The following is a 16,607-nucleotide window of genomic DNA, read 5'->3' on the forward strand; positions in this document are numbered from 1 at the left end:
CTTTTTTCCAAAAAATTTTATTTTTTTGAAAGTTCATTTATTCACTGTCAACTTTCAGTTTTTAAATTGAATTTTTAAAGTCCTTTAAATAGTTCTCTAATTTCTTTTTCATTTTTGTTTTTCCTAGACATCTTCTGTTTGCTAGTAATGCTTCATATTGTTCTTTTTCTTTTACGGTTAATTTTTCTTTAAAACGTTTTAATGCATCTCTCAGAACAACCAGCTCATCTAAATATATTTTTCTTGATGAAATTCTGTGACTAATTTCTCCAATTTCAATATATGGAAGTCTATTAATTTTTCTTTTATCACTTTCCTGTTGTCTTATTTTATCTTTAATATGATTTCTAAATTTTGTTTTGAAATATGTATAAAGTAATTCTTCATTTGTTTCAATTTCAGGATTTTTTTGATAAAGTTCAAAGAGTGTTAGCTGTCCTTCTTGTTCCCAATCATCCTTTTCCCATAATTGAATATAATATTCTTTTTCACATTTTCTTACGATATATTTTACTTTTTGATACATTTTATTAAATTCCATAAGCTCTCCTTTACTTTTATCTGTATTTTATAAAAATAAAGAAGCCCATTGGACTTTTTTTCTATTCTGCACGTTTTTTTAACTATTTGGTTATTATTTTTAGCTATTTTGTCCAAATACACAAAAAAACTGCCACTTGGTGACAGTTTATCGATAGTCCGTACGGGATTCGAACCCGTGTTACCGCCGTGAAAAGGCGGTGTCTTAACCCCTTGACCAACGGACCATTTTTACAACATATTCTATTATACAGAATATTTTTACTCTGTCAACACTTTTTTTAATAAAAAAAGAAGGAAATATTTTCCTTCTTTTGAATTAGTTATTTTCTTCTAATTTTGACTTAATCTCATCATATGATAGAGGTTTTGCTTCTTCTTCTAATTCATGCTCTGAATTTTCAGGCATTTTTCCTGTTTCATATAATGATTTAATTTGAACACTATCCAAGGTTTCATATTTTAATAGAGCTTCCGCAATTAATTTATGCGTTTCTCTATTTCCTTGAATAATTTCTGCCGCTTTATTACGGGCTTCATTCAACAGACTACGAACTTCTTCATCAATTTCGTAAGCTGTTCGTTCTGAAATCATTTTTTGTGGACTTTGAGCACCAAACATTGCATGATTTCCTTCATATTGGACCGGTCCAAGTTTTTCACTCATACCATATTCTGTCACCATTGCACGCGCCATTTGGGTAGCTTGTTCAAAGTCATTTGAAGCACCCGTTGTTTGCGAATTGAAAATAATTTCTTCGGCAACACGTCCTCCCATGAGCCCAGCTAATTGTTCTTTCATATCTTCTTTAGAAAGTAACATTTGATCTTCTTTAGGAAGGGCAATCATGTAACCGCCTGCACGACCACGTGGAACAATCGTAACTTTATGAACTACACGAGCATTTGATAAGACCAGACCAACAATTGTATGACCAGCTTCGTGATAAGCAACCATTTCACGTTCTTTTTGTGAAATCGTCCGATCTTTCTTAGATGGACCTGCAATAACACGATCTTCTGCTTCATCGATATCAGCAGCATCAATTACTTTTTTATTTCGACGAGCTGCAACCAAGGCTGCTTCGTTCAAAACATTTTCGAGATCAGCACCGACAAATCCTGGTGTTTGTTGAGCAACCAATTTCAAGTCCACATCTTGAGCAAGTGGCTTATTCTTAGCATGAACACGAAGAATTGCCTCACGACCTTTCACATCTGGACGTCCAACCAATACTTTACGGTCAAAACGGCCAGGACGAAGAAGGGCAGGGTCAAGGACATCAGAACGGTTAGTTGCTGCGATAACAATGATTCCTTCGTTGCCTTCAAAACCATCCATCTCAATCAAGAGCTGGTTAAGGGTTTGTTCACGTTCATCATTTCCGCCACCAAGACCTACACCACGTTGGCGCCCAACAGCATCAATTTCATCGATAAAGATAATGGCTGGTGCTGCTTTTTTAGCATCTTCAAAAAGTGAACGAACCCGGCTAGCGCCGACTCCGACAAACATTTCAACGAAGTCAGAACCAGAAATACTGAAGAATGGCACTCCAGCTTCACCAGCTACTGCTTTTGCTAAAAGGGTTTTACCAGTTCCGGGAGGGCCTTCAAGAAGCACACCTGCTGGGATTCTTGCACCCAATTTAGTAAAGCGTTTTGGATCTTTTAAAAATTCAACAACTTCAACAAGTTCTTGTTTTTCTTCTTCAGCTCCTGCTACATCTGAAAAACGAACTTTAATATCTTCTTTATTAGCAGCGCGGGCTTTATTACGACCAAAGTTCATGGCACCGCGGGCACCTCCGCCACCGCCTTGGTTCATCATTGAGAAGAAGAAGAACATGACGATAACAAATGGAACAATTGAAGTCAGAATGGTTATCCACATGCCACTTGAGCTTTCACGTTTGATAGTGATTTCCGCTTTGTGGTCAGCTGCTAATTTTTGTAATTCATTGACAGTGATGTCAGATGGAAGGATGACACTAGTAAAGCGAGATACTTTTTGAACACTTGGGGTAAAAAATTGAATTCCTGTATCATCTTTTGATTCTTTAGCTTTATTATAGGTCCCTGCAATTTCAATCACACTACCATTTGGTTGGTAACTGATCGTTTTTACATTATCATTTTTAATTTCTTTGACCAATTCTGTGTAGTTGATTTGCTGACTTTGACCAACTCCATTACCCGCAAAAAAGTACTGGAACCCTGTCACAGCCGCTACAATAATCAACAAATACAGAAATGGATTTCGAACAAAACCGTTATTTTTTCTGTTATTCATCTAGTCTCCTCTATTTTGAGTACACTTCCTCTTTTAATACACCAACATAGGGTAGGTTACGATAATTTTCATCATAGTCTAAACCATATCCTACAACAAACTCATTTGGAATCGTAAAGCAGGTATAATCTGCTTCAATCTCAACCAAACGTCCTTCAGGTTTATCCAGTAAGGTAGCAATCTTCACAGATCCTGCATTTCGTTCTTCAAAGAGTTCTTTTAGACTCTTGAGGGTTTTACCTGTATCGATAATATCTTCTACAAATAAAATATCTCTACCAGTAATATCTTGGTCGATATCCTTGATAATATTAATAATACCTGAGCTTGCTGTACCACCATGATAACTTGAAACCAGCATAAAATCCAATTCAATATGTGTATCCACGTGGTTGATCAACTCTGCCATAAATGGAACAGAGCCTTTCAAAATTCCAACAAAAATTGGATTTTTTCCTTGGTACTCTTTTGTTAGGGTTTCCCCCAATTTCTTTGCTGCTTCTACAATTTCATCATGTGAAACCAATACTTTTTTTATATCTTTTTCTAACATGTTTTTACCTATCTATTTTTTGAATATAAAGATCATCTTTCATTATACCACTTTTTGAGGGCTTACTCAAATCACTCGTTACCAATCCCACTACAGAAAGAATATTATGATTCTGTTCTATAATGAGAGCCTTTTGCCGAAGAGAAATTGGAATTTTATGGTTGATAAACCACCGCCTTAATTTTTGATGGTGGCCATTAACAAGCAGCTGATCTCCTTCCTTTCTCCTTCTAATTAAGATGGGAGTTTCGCGTGAAACAGAAAGAATTTCTACATTTTCCCCTACTAATGGTTGTCCAAAAGATAGTTTATAATTTGCAATTTCAAAAATATTCCCAAATTCTAACAAAAATGGGAGGGGTTGGTCATCCGACTTTTGACTGATTTTTTGTATTTCAAAGAAATCATATTCTTGATGTAGTTCATAATTCGACTTTAAATAATGAACGCAATTTCTTTTTTTTCGCAGTAAATCTAATAATTCTTGAAACTGTACCCTACCAAGTTGCAAATCTGGAAATTGTGCCAAATACTCTTCTAATAAGAATGATTGTACAGAATCAGAATACGTTCTAAAAGAAGCTAAATCTTGAATACTTAACTCGCTAGTCAATTCTTTCAGGGCTTGGTGCCAATGAGTCACTTCCTCTGCTAAATAACGAAGACTTGCTTGCATTTGAGGATTTTCTTTTTCAAATTCAGGAAGGTATTGATGGCGTACACGATTTCGGAAATAGTCCTGTGAGTCATTGCTACTATCTTCAAAGTGAGGGATTTCCATCAACTCATCTTTGGTAAAAATTAACAAAGGACGGATTAGCTCACCCTTGCCAAATGGTTGGCGTACAGGAATGCCACTTAAATGGCGTAATTTTGTTCCTCGTATCAAGCGCATGAAAGTTGTTTCAGCTTGATCATTTGCATGATGACCTGTTACTAAAGCAGTGCAATCTTCTTTCTCCATAATCTGTTTAAAAAAATCATAACGAAAGGTACGAGCTTTTGCTTCCGTAAAATCACCCGAATAGTGAGCCACATGAATACGTGTCTCTCGCCTATCAGCTAGCGTTCGAAGTTCACTTTCTTCTAAATCTGATTCTGGTCTTTGTCCATGATTGATATGAGCGAGTACCAGATGGATTTTCAATCGTTCTTTATTCTTATATAAAAGTTCATACAGATTCATTGAATCCAATCCACCAGATAAGGCAACTAAAACACGGCGATGGGGAGTAAATAGATCTTGTTTTTCACAAAACTCTAAAAATCGCTTTTCCATTATTTCAATACCTCATAGATATCCTTTGAAATGTTGGAAATCGTATCATAATTCGAATGATCTGTAAAAACGACTAGTACATAGGGTGAATTTGTGTATACAATCGCAACATCATGTCTAAAATCATAGGCATCTCCAATTTTATGAGCAACTTTTACTGGAAGGTCACGCGCAATCCGTTGATCATCATATTTTGTAGAGGAGAGTGCATCAATAATAGAGCCATTTTGTTGATAGACAGCCTCCATGACATTGCCAGCCATTTCAGCGGATGCTTCTCTTTTTTCAACATCCCAATGTTTCTTTGCAATTTTATCCAAAGTTTTTTGGAAGTCTTGATCTGATTGATGAGTGACATAATAATTCAAGATATTATGTCCAACATTATCTGATTCTTTTGCAATTTTATCTACCAACTCTTGAACACTATATTCTTTTCCATCTGGTGTTTTTGAAAGGCTACCACTTCCTTCTGGTTCATAGCCACCTTTGAAATCATTGACTTCTGGAATATATTTGTAGGTTGTAGTTGGAGAAATGGCTTTTTTATTGAGCTGTTCTTGGACGTAGTACAAGTATGGTAATTTCGTTACACTGGCAGAATACATTTCTTTTTGCGGATTGATTCCAGCAGTATTTCCAGTCTCTAATTGTTTTACATAGATTCCATACGAAGGAGAATTGTATTTACTATTTAACAAGTCCTGGACTTTTTCCATTCGATTATCTTTTTCAGTAACGAATGGTTTGTTCACCCAGCCCTGACCTTCAATCTCCACAAATTCATCTCGTAAAGTCTTAGCTGTACGTAAGACTGTCACTTTTGTATAAGGAGAAAGAGGTGTATTTTTTTCTTTTGCACCATTTATTAAGGGTCGGTCATACACTTTAAAACCAGGTTTTAGCCACATGTCTTGTTTTTTTTCTTGTGTTTCTTGTACAACATCAGAAAAAATGACAGAAGAATCTGCTAATACATATCCTTTATCTACTATTTTAAATACAGCTTTCCCTTCATCATTTACAAAGAGTTGTTCGATTGTAAACGGTGTGTTGGGAAGAATTTCTCCTTTTGCTTTTTTCAACTGAGGATCAGAAAAAACAGAAATTTTGCGATAGACATTCGGGTTCGCTGGAATTGAAGAAAAATAAAGTTCTGATGGATGAGCCATTGTCTGAGAAGACTCAGACTGCTCGATACTCGCTGCTTGAGACCCAATAAATAAAATTGGAACTAACAATAGGAGCAGAAATCGTTTAGACACCTGTATTCCTTTCCTTTTCATCCTTTTGAAGTTTAATCATTTGGTTTTTCTTTTTTAATTCCTCTAATTTTTCATCCGAAAATTCAAGGAATTGTTTAACTGTTTGTAAGATATTTTCCATCGGTTATTGGGGGAGTAAATCTGGGATGGTATAAACATATTCACCATCTTTTGAAAAAGAATACTTAGCGCGTGCATATTTTGTTGCATAATCATCGTCTTTTAATTTTTTAGCGATGTCTTGTTGGTATTCTTTTTGTTCACTTGTTTCTTTATACTCTTTTTCCAACTGTTTGTATTGTTCTTTTTTATCTTGTAGCGATTGATAGCTCTGGGCTAAATTATAAGTTGGAAGAATAAACAATAACATGACCAATATCAAAACGAGCCCCAGAAAACGATTGCGTTTTTTTCTTTCTTCTTCTAAAAAACGTTTTCGCTGACTTTCGTCTTTGATATATTTATTGTTCATTTGAACGATATTTTTAGGCATCTTCTTCTATCCTTGTTTCACTAATTATTTCGTACATTTTGGATGCATCTTCTTTTTTTGTACTATCCAACATTTCCAAGACTTTAACCGTCAATACTTTATTTCCAAAACGAACTTCAATTTGATCATTCACTTTCAAATCCGTTGAACTTTTGGCTAATACTCCATTAACTTTGATCCGCCCTTTATCTGCAACTTCCTTTGCAACAGGGCGACGCTTAATAATGCGAGAAACTTTTAAATATTTATCTAATCTCATACTGTCACCTCTAACATAGTATTGTATCATTTTTTATACATAAAATGCGAAAAATGAGCTGAGAACTGCTAGTTCTCTTCTTTTTCCTGTTTAATTTCCAATAAGGTTTGACCAAATTGCTTCAGAGCTTCTAAAATTTCAAAATCTTTCTTGTTTCGAATATCAAAGATCACTTCAATCAATCCCTTTTCTTCTGCAATCTGTGCCTTCAACTGTGTCATTGACAGAGCTTTGAAATAATCCTGTGTTAAAAACAGTTGTTTGGCAATAGGTTCAAATTTCACTGTCACTTTTTGTTGTTTTCTCTCAACAAGACGGACAAAGACTTGATCTAAGTAAGCTTTCACTAAACCAATTTCAAGTAGATAGGCCACAACATCTGGGTATTCTCCAAAACGATCAATCAATTCATCTTGCAAGTATTCATAGTCCGTTGTAGAATTCATTTCACGAATTTGTTTGTAAATTTCAATTTTTTGACGTTGATCTGAAATATATTCATTAGGTAAATACGCATCTATTTGAAGGTTCAACTCTGCATTGCTCTTTTGCCGACGATGCTCTTGGCCTTGTTTCTTAGCAATAGCTTCTTCTAACAATTGAGAATACATTTCAAAACCAACTGAATCGATGAAACCAGATTGAGAAGCTCCAAGGATATTCCCTGCTCCACGGATCGATAAATCTCGCATAGCAATTTTAAATCCAGACCCCAACTCAGTAAAACCTTTAATCGCTTCTAAACGTTTTTCAGACACTTCTGTAAGAGATTTGTCTGGACGATACATCAAATAGGCATAAGCAATTCGATTGCTTCGTCCCACACGACCTCTTAGTTGATAAAGCGTTGAAAGTCCCATATGATCCGCATTTTCAATAAAGAGCGTATTGGCATTTGGAATATCCACACCTGTCTCAATAATGGTTGTCGTCACTAAGACATCGTATTCGCCATTAATGAAATCCAACAGGGTATTTTCTAAGCGAACCTCACTCATCTGACCATGAACAAAGCCAATCGAAGCCTCTGGAATCAACTCTTTTAATTCAGACACCTTTTGTTCAATTGTATCTACCTTGTTGTAAAGATAATAGGCTTGTCCTCCACGATCCATCTCCCGCAACACAGCGTCTCGAATAATGGTTGGATTGGTCTCTAATACAAAAGTTTGCACAGGATACCGATTGGTCGGAGGTGTTTCGATGACAGACAAATCTCGAATTCCTAGCATAGACATGTGAAGAGTTCGAGGTATAGGGGTAGCTGTCAAGGTAAGCACATCCACCTTTTTTTTCAATTCTTTCAAGGTTTCTTTGTGCTTCACTCCAAAACGTTGTTCTTCATCGATCACGATTAAACCTAAGTCTGAAAAAACAACATCTTTGGACAAGAGACGGTGAGTTCCAATAATAATATCCACTCGTCCTTTTTTCAACTTTTCAAGCGTTTCTTTCTGCTCTGCCTTACTCTGGAAACGACTTAAAACAGCAACCTCTACTGCAAAAGATTCAAAACGCTCCTTAAAATTGGCATAATGTTGTTGGGCAAGAACAGTGGTAGGAACCAGCACTGCTACTTGTTTATGATCATTTACTGCCTTAAAGGCTGCTCGCATAGCGACCTCTGTTTTTCCAAAACCGACGTCTCCAACCAGCAATCGGTCCATCGGACGATTCGATTCCATATCTTTTTTAATTTCTTCAATGGAACGTAATTGGTCATCTGTTTCAATATATGGAAAATCTTGTTCAAAAGCCTCTTGATTTTCATCATCTTGGGAATAGGCAAAGCCTTCTAATTGACTACGCTCCGCATAAAGTTTTATCAAATCATCCGCAATGTCCTCTACCTGGGTCTGAACCTTTTGCTTCGTTTTTTGGAAACGCCCATCGTTTAACTTGTTAATTTTTGGCGTTTTTCCATCACTTGCAACGTATTTGGACAACATCTGAATCTGATCGACAGGAATCGAGATGCGATCTCCATTTTGATATTGAATTGAAACATAATCACGATGGACACCCGAAATTTCAATCGTTTCAATTCCCAAATATTGACCAATACCATGAACTTGGTGAACAACATAGTCCCCTTTTTCCAATTCATTATAATTTTTTAGGCGTTCTGCATTGGAAATATTTTGCCTGCGAATCTTTCGTTTGATCTTTTTCTGATAAATCTCTGATTCTGTAATGTAGACAATTTTTTCATCAACAAATTGAAAACCGTGAGCTAATCCTCCAACGACTAATTGACTAGCTTGAGGAATGATCGTATCCCCATCAATATAATCTAATCGAATCCCATACTCTTCTAAATTTTTATGGAGCTGTTGAAGATTGTGATGAGAAGTTGCTTGGACAATAACAGTATAGTTTGATTTTCGATACCGTTCAATTTCCTCTTTTAGTAAATCAAATTGTCCAAAAAACTCCTGCATGGGATATTGATTGAATTGATACAAATGATCAAACTTCAGATTTCCTAATCCTTTTTGAAAGTTTGAAAAATAAGTTGCAGGCGTATATTTTCGTAATGTTGTACTGGTGTCTGCAAAATACACTTGGCGAGAAGAAGCTCTATTTTTATGTAAATCTTCCGTCAAGAGATTAGCTGTATCTAGTTCAAATCTCGCTATTTGGTCTGCTATTTTTTGATAATCATCCAGAAAGACTGGAGTATGTTTAGGGAGATAATCGAATAGGGTATATTGCTTTTTGTAAAAGAAACTAATAAATTTCCTAAGATCCGGATGGAGTTTCCTTTGAGAAATATCTCCCAGAATTTCTGCTAGATAAGATTTAAATTCTTCATTTGCACTCTGTTCTTGCAATTGTTCTATTTGCTGCTGACCACGGATAAAATCTTCCTCTTGCAACAATAGATCACTCACTGCCTTCAGTTGAACTTCTTCAACATTTTCAACAGAACGCTGACTTTCTGGGTCAAAGATTCGGATTCCATCAATCTCATCTCCGAAAAATTCAATCCGATAGGGTTGGAGTTGGTCGATCTCAAAGATATCTAAAATATCTCCTCGTAGACTAAACTCTCCCTGTTGCAAAACTTGGCTCACCTTTTGGTAGCCAATTTTCTGTAATGTTTCACTCAGAGTAGTTAAGTCTATTTCTTGACCAACCTTCAATTGAAAAATGCTAGATGCAAAAACTTTAGGAGAAGGTAATAGTAGTTTTATACCACTCACATTGGTCACAAGGATGCCTTGACGATCTTCTTGGCATAAAAAGTTCAAAGCCTCTAATCGTGCAAATTGCCTTTCTTGTGAAGCAAAAACAAATTCTGCTAAAGGGTTATCATCTCCCAAAAATGTATGGACTTTCTCTTCTCCAAGTAAGGCAATAAAATCACTGGCCAATCGTTCTGCTTCGTTATAACTGGAAGTGATGAGGACTGCTTTTTCAATAGAATCAAAGGCTGAAGCCATTACAATAGCCTTTGTGGTCGCAGATAATCCTAAGATCAATTCCCTATTATTTTTTTGCAAACCTTGTTGCCAGGATAGAAGGTTGGAGTTTTGACTCACTAAATCAATTACATTCATCTACTTACCCGTTGTATTTCTGCATGCTTCTTTCAAAATTTTCTTCTACCAAGTAATCGTTAACCGCTTCTTCTACTCGATCGATTGTTTGTAGAATAGTGATGTAATCGCCTTTATCAAATTTTCCTAAGACATGATGAACAACTGACATGCCCTGCTTAGGTCTTCCAATTCCAATCTTAATTCGATAAAAAGTCTGAGTTCCAATATGATTGATAATCGATTTGATTCCGTTATGACCTCCAGCTGATCCTTTAGCTCGAAGACGAATCTTACCAACTTCCATATCTAAATCATCGTAAATAACCAAAAGATCTTCAATATCCAGACCATAATAAGTCAGAAGGGCATGGACTGCTTTTCCACTCTCATTCATGAAAGTGGTCGGCTTTACAAAATAGACCTTTTCTCCATTCAAAAATGTTGAGGCGATATCAGCTTGAAAAATCTTATCATGGGAGAAAGTAAGATTTAAAGACTTTGCCATTTGATCAACTAACATAAAGCCTACATTGTGTTTCGTTTCAAAATACTTATCACCTGGATTTCCCAATCCAACAATTAATTTCGTCATCTCTTTCCTTTCAAAACACTAAAAGGGTTGGAAATATTTTTTCCAACCTTTACATTTTTTTAACTATCTTATACATTAAAACGGAATTCCATGATGTCCCCGTCTTGGACAACATATTCTTTTCCTTCTTCGCGCAAGCGTCCTGCTTCTTTTACAGCCTTTTCAGAACCGTATTTAACTAAATCATCATAGGACATGGTCACGGCACGAATAAATCCTTTTTCAAAATCAGAGTGGATGATTCCAGCAGCTTGAGGAGCTTTCATACCACGTTTGAAGGTCCAAGCACGCACTTCTTTTTCACCAGCTGTGAAATAAGTGCCAAGTCCCAACAAGTGGTAAGCTGCACGCGTGAGTTTATCAACTCCAGACTCTGTTAGGCCAATTGCCTCTAAAAATTCTTGTTTATCTGCATCATCTAGCTCAGAAATTTCTTCCTCAGCACGCGCAGAAATCACCACGACTTCCGCATTCTCTGTTGCCGCAAAGTCACGAATTTGCTTCACATACTCGATAGAATCTGGATCTGCAACAACATCTTCATCCACATTGGCTACATAAAGAACTGGTTTGGTAGTCAAAAGGAAAAGTCCTTTCACCACTTTTTGTTCTTCCTCCGTGAATTCAATGGTCCGAGCTGATTTACCATCTTCAAGAACTGGTTTGATTTTTTGTAGAACATTAAATTCCGCAACAGAATCCTTATCTTTTTGTGTACGAGCGATTTTTTCTACACGCGCATAGCGTTTATTGACAGACTCTAAGTCGGCTAAAATTAATTCTAAATTGATGGTATCAATATCTGCCAGTGGATCAACAAAGGCATCTTCACGACCTTGCTCCCGCATGACATTTTCATCATCAAAAGCACGCACTACATGGACAATGGCATCTACTTCACGGATATTGGCCAAGAATTTATTACCAAGTCCTTCTCCCTTAGAAGCCCCTTTCACAATCCCAGCAATATCTGTAAATTCAAAAGTAGTCGGAACTGTCTTCTTAGGAGTAATCATTTCCGTCAATTTTTGGAGGCGTTCATCTGGAACTTCTACCATCCCGACGTTTGGATCAATGGTTGCAAAGGGATAGTTTGCGGCCTCTGCTCCTGCTTTTGTAATTGCGTTAAATAGGGTTGATTTACCAACATTTGGTAAGCCAACGATACCTGCTGTTAATACCATTTTTCTTTTTTCTCCGTTCAAATTTCAATCTCTTTTATTATAACATAATTCAAAAGATAAGTAATGAAAAATAAAATATTTCATGACCTTTGAAACTAGATTTTTTCATCAAACTGTAACGTTCTAAAAAGATAAAAATGATATACTATATTTAACAATGAACAAAGGAGTTTTTCAGATGAAAAAACAAATATGGAAATCTATTTTTCTTTCTTTAATCGCTATCTTTACGCTCTTTCTTCTTGGAGCTTGTGGACAACAATCTGTTCAAAAATCCTATCTTCAGGCAATCAACCAAGAAAAGAAAACAGATGTTCGTATTACACTAGAACATAAAGGTGATAAAGCGATCAGTAACCAAACCACCACTACTATTTATTACAAAGAGGCGGGAGTTACGAAAGATCAATTAAAGGAAATGATCGATAAATATGATGAAGAATACAAAGATGTCAAAGGATTCACACATTCTGCTGAATATAAAGATGATTATTTGGTTGAAAAAACAACACTAAATTATGAAAAGGCAGACTTAGATCAGCTAATTGAAAAGAAATTAGTAACGACACAAAAAGATAAAAAAGTCGACTATATCAGCTTCAAATCAACTTTTGATATGATGAAACAGGGTGGTTTCAAAGAAGTTAAAAATGGAAAATTTGAAGAATTAAAATAATCGAAAAGGTTCGGTCACATAAGTGACTGAACCTTTTATAGTACTTTCTTCATTTTCTGTTCAAAATCATGGCGACTCATCATGACCACATGATCACAATTGCTACACTTGATTTTTATGTCTGCACCAAGTCGCGTAATTTCCCAACGATTTGCCTTCTTGCCTGTTTCTTTAATCACACAAGCGTGAGGCTTTTTCATTTCTACAAAATCACCTAACGTATACATGATTCACCTTTGTTAATTTGTGCGAACTGGCGTAATCAATTGAATGAACCCTTGTTCATTTCCTTCTGGAACCAATGTAAACGGTCTAACAGAAGAAATAAAACGAATAACAACTTGTTCACTGTCAATAGCTTTGAGCGCTTCAATCAAATAAGTTGGATTAAAGCTAATAGACAAATCCTCTCCTGAAACGGCGCTCGTATCGATCTCTTCATTTACTCGCCCAACTTCTGGTGAATGAACGTGGGAAGAAACCACTCCATTTTTGAACTCTAATTTAACCGTTCCGTTTTGAGTCGCATTTGAAAGAAGACGAGCACGCTCCATTGCAAATCGAAGGTTGGCCACATTGAAGGTTGCCTCTGTATTGAATTCTGTTGGAATGAGACGGTCTGTATCAGGATAATTTCCTTCTAGCAAACGGGTATAAAAACTAATGTGTTCACTTCTAAAGAGAATTTGATTGTTAGCAAAGAAAACCTCAACTGTTTCAATATCATCAGAAAAAACAGAGGTGAATTCACGAAGAGAGCGACTTGGGATGACAACATCAAAGTTGTCTCCATTTTTCTCCAGTGTAATCACTTTTTGACTCATACGGTGAGAGTCTGTTGCTACTGTTTTTAGCTCTTTATTATCCGATAAAACAAAGTGAACACCTGTCAAAATTGGACGACTTTCTTGTACACTTGCTGCAAATGCTGTTTCATTAATTAATTGTTTTAATAATTTTGTTTCCAAAACTAATGGATTACTTGCAGCAATTTCTTGAATACGTGGATATTGATCTGCATCTTTTCCTTTAAGTGTAATTTCTGATTTTCCACTTGTTAAAAGAACCTGTTTTTGTTCAATCTCTTTAAAATCTAAAGTAACATCTGGTAAACTTGAAACCACATTAATAAAGAAAGTTGCTTCCAATAAAATAGAACCTGGAGAGGTCACTAGTAAACCAGCATTTTCATCTTTGATAGAAATAAAGTTTTCAATTGAAATTTGGCCATTCGATCCAGATAAGGCAACTCCTTCTGGAGTGACATCAATTTTAATCGTGGAAAGAATTGGGATAGCATTTTTTGAACTGATCGCTCTTTTGGTAGTATTTAGTGCTTGTAAAAATAAAGTTTTGTTAATAGAAAAATTTATCATGGTCATTCCTTTTATTTATTTTATGATTAGTAAGATAATAGTAATAGTAGATTGTGTGGAAGTTGTGGAAAACTCTCAGAATCCTATCTATGACTTAAAAAGTTACTTGTTTAAAAATTGTGCATAACCCTTAGAAGTTTAGAGGAAGTTATCCACAGATTAATTTAACTTTTTCTTGATACTTTGAATTTCGAGTCGTAGATTATCATCTGTGTCGACCATACTTTTAATTTTTTCATAAGCATGAATGACAGTCGTGTGGTCTTTTCCACCGAATTCTTTTCCGATTCGAGGAAGTGAGTTGTCCGTCATCTCTCTTGAAAGATACATGGCCACTTGTCGTGCTAGGACAATATTCTGAACTCTTCGAGAACCTTTGATTTCTTTTACACTGACTCCATAAAAGGCTCCAACTGCTTCCTGAATTTTTTCAATGGGGATGACAAGCGTCTTGCTATTATCATTTTTACGAGCTCGAATAGCTTCAGCTGCAACATCGATCGTAATTTCTTTTAGTTTCTTCACCTTCGCCATTAAAGAAATATCATTTAAGGCACCTTCTAAGTCTCGGACATTTGAATCAAACTGACCAGCTAGATATTCTAGTGTGTCATTAGGAAAAATATAGTCTAGATCTTCAATTTTATTCCGTAAGATGGCAATCCGAGTTTCAAAATCAGGTGGTGTTATATTTTGCGTTAGTCCCCATTTGAAACGAGTAACCAGCCGCTCTTCAAGACTGTCTAAATGATCCGGACTTCGATCGCTTGTTAGAACAATCTGTTTGTTGTCGCTATGGAGGGCATTAAAGGTATTAAAGAATTCCTCTTGAGTCGTGACTTTTTTCCCGCCGAGTGACTGGATATCATCGATCAGTAAGAGATCAAGACTTCGATAGGTATTCTTGAACGTCTTCATTTCTCCTAATCGAAGGTGTTCTAAAAATTCATTAATAAAGGTTTCTGCTGGGACATACTTAACCCGTGCGTTTGGAATATTTTCTAGGATTTGATTTCCAATTGCGTTCAATAGGTGAGTCTTTCCAAGCCCTGGTCCACCATAGATAAAGAGAGGGTTGTAAGTTGTTGCAAGATTTTCAGAAACTGCAAGCGCTGCTGCTTTCGCCCAAATATTTCCATCCCCTTGCACAAAATTATCAAAGGTGTACTTTGATTTCAGACCTGTATCAATTTTAGGCAACGGTTCGGTTGTTAAGCTAGCTGAAGATAATCTCCTACTCTCACTGCTATGACTACTAGGAATTTCTTCGGTATCTTCAAAAACGAAATGGAACTTCAAATCTGTATTGTAGACTTCAAAGCTGGCTGTGATCAAAGCATTTTTTAGATTTGTTTCCCAAAATAATTCTTTATAATTTCCATCAAGATAAATGGTAGCCGTTTCTCCATCGATTTTGACTAATTTTGAATCGGCGACAAAAAAATCATAGGCACTATCTTTTAGTTGTAATTGGGCTAATTCTAAAAAACGAGACCAAAATTGCTCTTCTTGTGACACTATCAGACTTCCCTCCTTTTCTTGAATTGTATCAAATCATACGTACTCCTATTCTACCACAAACAAAAATAGTTTTCCACAGGCTAAATTTCATGAAATTAAATTATAGTTTTAAACTTTTCCACAAGTTGTGGATTTAAATTCACATTGTTTTTAAAAGTTATCCACAAAGTGGGGATAACTAGAGAATATCCTTATTTTTCTGCTATTTACAAAAGATTTTTATGGTGGAAAAGCTTGTCAATACAAAAAATAAAAATAACAGCCTTATTTAAGGCTGTTGATAATTCGTTGGTATTCATCAAGACTGGAAAAAGAAATTTGGATAGTTCCTTTATTTTGAGAAGAGGAGTGTATCGTCACATCTGTTCCTAATATTTTTTTCAATCGCTGTTCCTCTTCCAGTAGGAAGCTCTCTTTTGCTTTTTTATTTTTCTGTTTTCTTTTTGAACTGATCTTGCTTTCTAATGTTCGAACATTTAAATGATCCTGTTTGATTCGCTCCAACCAAAAGCGCTGCTCTTCTTCATCAAGAGGAACAAGAACACGCGCATGAGCCGAAGAAATATCATTTTGAATGACTGCTTCTTGAACAGAGGGAGCTAGATGTAACAAGCGAAGCATATTGCTGATATAGGGTCTAGATTTCCCCATAAATTGAGCGATTTGGTCGTGCTTATAGCCATGATCAACGAGCTTCTGGTAGGAGATGGCTTCTTCAATTGGATTGAGATCTTCTCGTTGAAGATTTTCAATAATGGCTTGTCGCATCATTTCTTGATCCGTTAACTCTTTAATAATCGCAGGAACAAGCTCTAATCCAGCAATTTTTGAAGCTCTAAAACGTCTTTCACCTGCAAGCAATTCAAAACCAATTATTGGAGATTTTCTGACAATAATGGGTTGAATTAAGCCATTTTCTTTGATTGACTGAGCCAGTTCTTCTAATTTTTCTTGATCAAATACTTTTCTTGGTTGGAAAGGATTGGTTCGAATGTCCTTTACCGCTATTTTTTCTAATTTTTCCATCTTAT

At 35.9% G+C, this 16,607-nt stretch carries 16 protein-coding genes and 1 tRNA gene; 1 reads left to right on the top strand and 16 read right to left on the bottom strand.

The window, feature by feature from the left end:
- Positions 1 to 61 precede the first annotated feature (61 nt).
- The 12 genes from HMPREF2704_RS06940 to ychF form a co-directional block, all read right to left on the bottom strand.
- Positions 62 to 541: a sigma-70 family RNA polymerase sigma factor gene (locus tag HMPREF2704_RS06940; protein ID WP_003009261.1), complete on the bottom strand. Its 480-nt coding sequence runs from the start codon at positions 539 to 541 to the stop codon at positions 62 to 64.
- A gap of 154 nt (positions 542 to 695) precedes the next feature.
- Positions 696 to 767: transfer RNA gene (locus HMPREF2704_RS06945), tRNA-Glu, on the bottom strand.
- 92 nt (positions 768 to 859) lie between these two features.
- Positions 860 to 2,833, bottom strand: coding sequence for an ATP-dependent zinc metalloprotease FtsH (ftsH, locus tag HMPREF2704_RS06950; protein ID WP_049485696.1), 1,974 nt, complete (start codon positions 2,831 to 2,833; stop codon positions 860 to 862).
- A gap of 10 nt (positions 2,834 to 2,843) precedes the next feature.
- Entirely contained in the window at positions 2,844 to 3,386 is a 543-nt protein-coding gene (hpt, locus tag HMPREF2704_RS06955) for a hypoxanthine phosphoribosyltransferase (protein ID WP_021154179.1), read from the bottom strand.
- A 4-nt stretch (positions 3,387 to 3,390) separates the two neighbouring features.
- Entirely contained in the window at positions 3,391 to 4,665 is a 1,275-nt protein-coding gene (gene tilS / locus HMPREF2704_RS06960) for a tRNA lysidine(34) synthetase TilS (protein WP_023920007.1), read from the bottom strand.
- The gene (locus HMPREF2704_RS06965) at positions 4,665 to 5,930 is read right to left on the bottom strand and encodes a serine hydrolase (protein WP_231065220.1); all 1,266 of its coding nucleotides are present in this window, start codon (positions 5,928 to 5,930) and stop codon (positions 4,665 to 4,667) included. Before HMPREF2704_RS06965 ends, tilS begins: the two co-directional genes overlap by 1 nt.
- Entirely contained in the window at positions 5,923 to 6,051 is a 129-nt protein-coding gene (locus HMPREF2704_RS11555) for an SP_0009 family protein (protein ID WP_003009253.1), read from the bottom strand. The genes HMPREF2704_RS06965 and HMPREF2704_RS11555 overlap by 8 nt, the downstream gene beginning before the upstream one ends.
- A 3-nt stretch (positions 6,052 to 6,054) precedes the next feature.
- Positions 6,055 to 6,423 (bottom strand): FtsB family cell division protein, encoded by a 369-nt coding sequence (locus HMPREF2704_RS06970; protein WP_003009251.1) that lies wholly within the window; start codon positions 6,421 to 6,423, stop codon positions 6,055 to 6,057.
- Positions 6,416 to 6,682, bottom strand: a complete 267-nt coding sequence (locus tag HMPREF2704_RS06975; protein ID WP_003002258.1) for an RNA-binding S4 domain-containing protein — start codon at positions 6,680 to 6,682, stop codon at positions 6,416 to 6,418. The genes HMPREF2704_RS06970 and HMPREF2704_RS06975 overlap by 8 nt, the downstream gene beginning before the upstream one ends.
- 68 nt (positions 6,683 to 6,750) lie before the next feature.
- Positions 6,751 to 10,245 carry a transcription-repair coupling factor gene (mfd, locus tag HMPREF2704_RS06980; protein ID WP_061590651.1) on the bottom strand — a complete coding sequence of 1,165 codons (3,495 nt, stop codon included), beginning with the start codon at positions 10,243 to 10,245 and terminating at the stop codon, positions 6,751 to 6,753.
- A 4-nt stretch (positions 10,246 to 10,249) separates the two neighbouring features.
- On the bottom strand, positions 10,250 to 10,819 hold the full coding sequence (pth, locus tag HMPREF2704_RS06985; RefSeq protein ID WP_021154173.1) for an aminoacyl-tRNA hydrolase: 570 nt from the start codon (positions 10,817 to 10,819) through the stop codon (positions 10,250 to 10,252).
- A 68-nt stretch (positions 10,820 to 10,887) separates the two neighbouring features.
- On the bottom strand, positions 10,888 to 12,003 hold the full coding sequence (gene ychF, locus HMPREF2704_RS06990; protein WP_049523091.1) for a redox-regulated ATPase YchF: 1,116 nt from the start codon (positions 12,001 to 12,003) through the stop codon (positions 10,888 to 10,890).
- Between the two features lie 178 nt (positions 12,004 to 12,181).
- Here ychF and HMPREF2704_RS06995 point away from each other — a divergent pair, with 178 nt between their 5' ends.
- Entirely contained in the window at positions 12,182 to 12,679 is a 498-nt protein-coding gene (locus tag HMPREF2704_RS06995; protein WP_049507418.1) for a DUF1307 domain-containing protein, read from the top strand.
- A gap of 35 nt (positions 12,680 to 12,714) precedes the next feature.
- Here the strand turns inward: HMPREF2704_RS06995 and HMPREF2704_RS07000 are convergent, their stop codons facing one another.
- From HMPREF2704_RS07000 to HMPREF2704_RS07015, 4 genes are all read right to left on the bottom strand, one after another.
- Positions 12,715 to 12,906, bottom strand: a complete 192-nt coding sequence (locus HMPREF2704_RS07000; protein WP_003002008.1) for a DUF951 domain-containing protein — start codon at positions 12,904 to 12,906, stop codon at positions 12,715 to 12,717.
- A 12-nt stretch (positions 12,907 to 12,918) separates the two neighbouring features.
- A complete protein-coding gene (gene dnaN / locus HMPREF2704_RS07005) occupies positions 12,919 to 14,055 on the bottom strand; it encodes a DNA polymerase III subunit beta (RefSeq protein ID WP_021154169.1) in 1,137 nt (378 codons plus the stop codon).
- A gap of 159 nt (positions 14,056 to 14,214) precedes the next feature.
- Positions 14,215 to 15,573, bottom strand: coding sequence for a chromosomal replication initiator protein DnaA (dnaA, locus tag HMPREF2704_RS07010; protein ID WP_070449645.1), 1,359 nt, complete (start codon positions 15,571 to 15,573; stop codon positions 14,215 to 14,217).
- A gap of 267 nt (positions 15,574 to 15,840) precedes the next feature.
- Positions 15,841 to 16,602 carry a ParB/RepB/Spo0J family partition protein gene (locus tag HMPREF2704_RS07015; RefSeq protein WP_049495811.1) on the bottom strand — a complete coding sequence of 254 codons (762 nt, stop codon included), beginning with the start codon at positions 16,600 to 16,602 and terminating at the stop codon, positions 15,841 to 15,843.
- Positions 16,603 to 16,607: the final 5 nt, after the last annotated feature.

It is taken from the genome of Streptococcus sp. HMSC076C09 (assembly GCF_001837905.1).
Taxonomy (GTDB): domain Bacteria; phylum Bacillota; class Bacilli; order Lactobacillales; family Streptococcaceae; genus Streptococcus; species Streptococcus parasanguinis_I.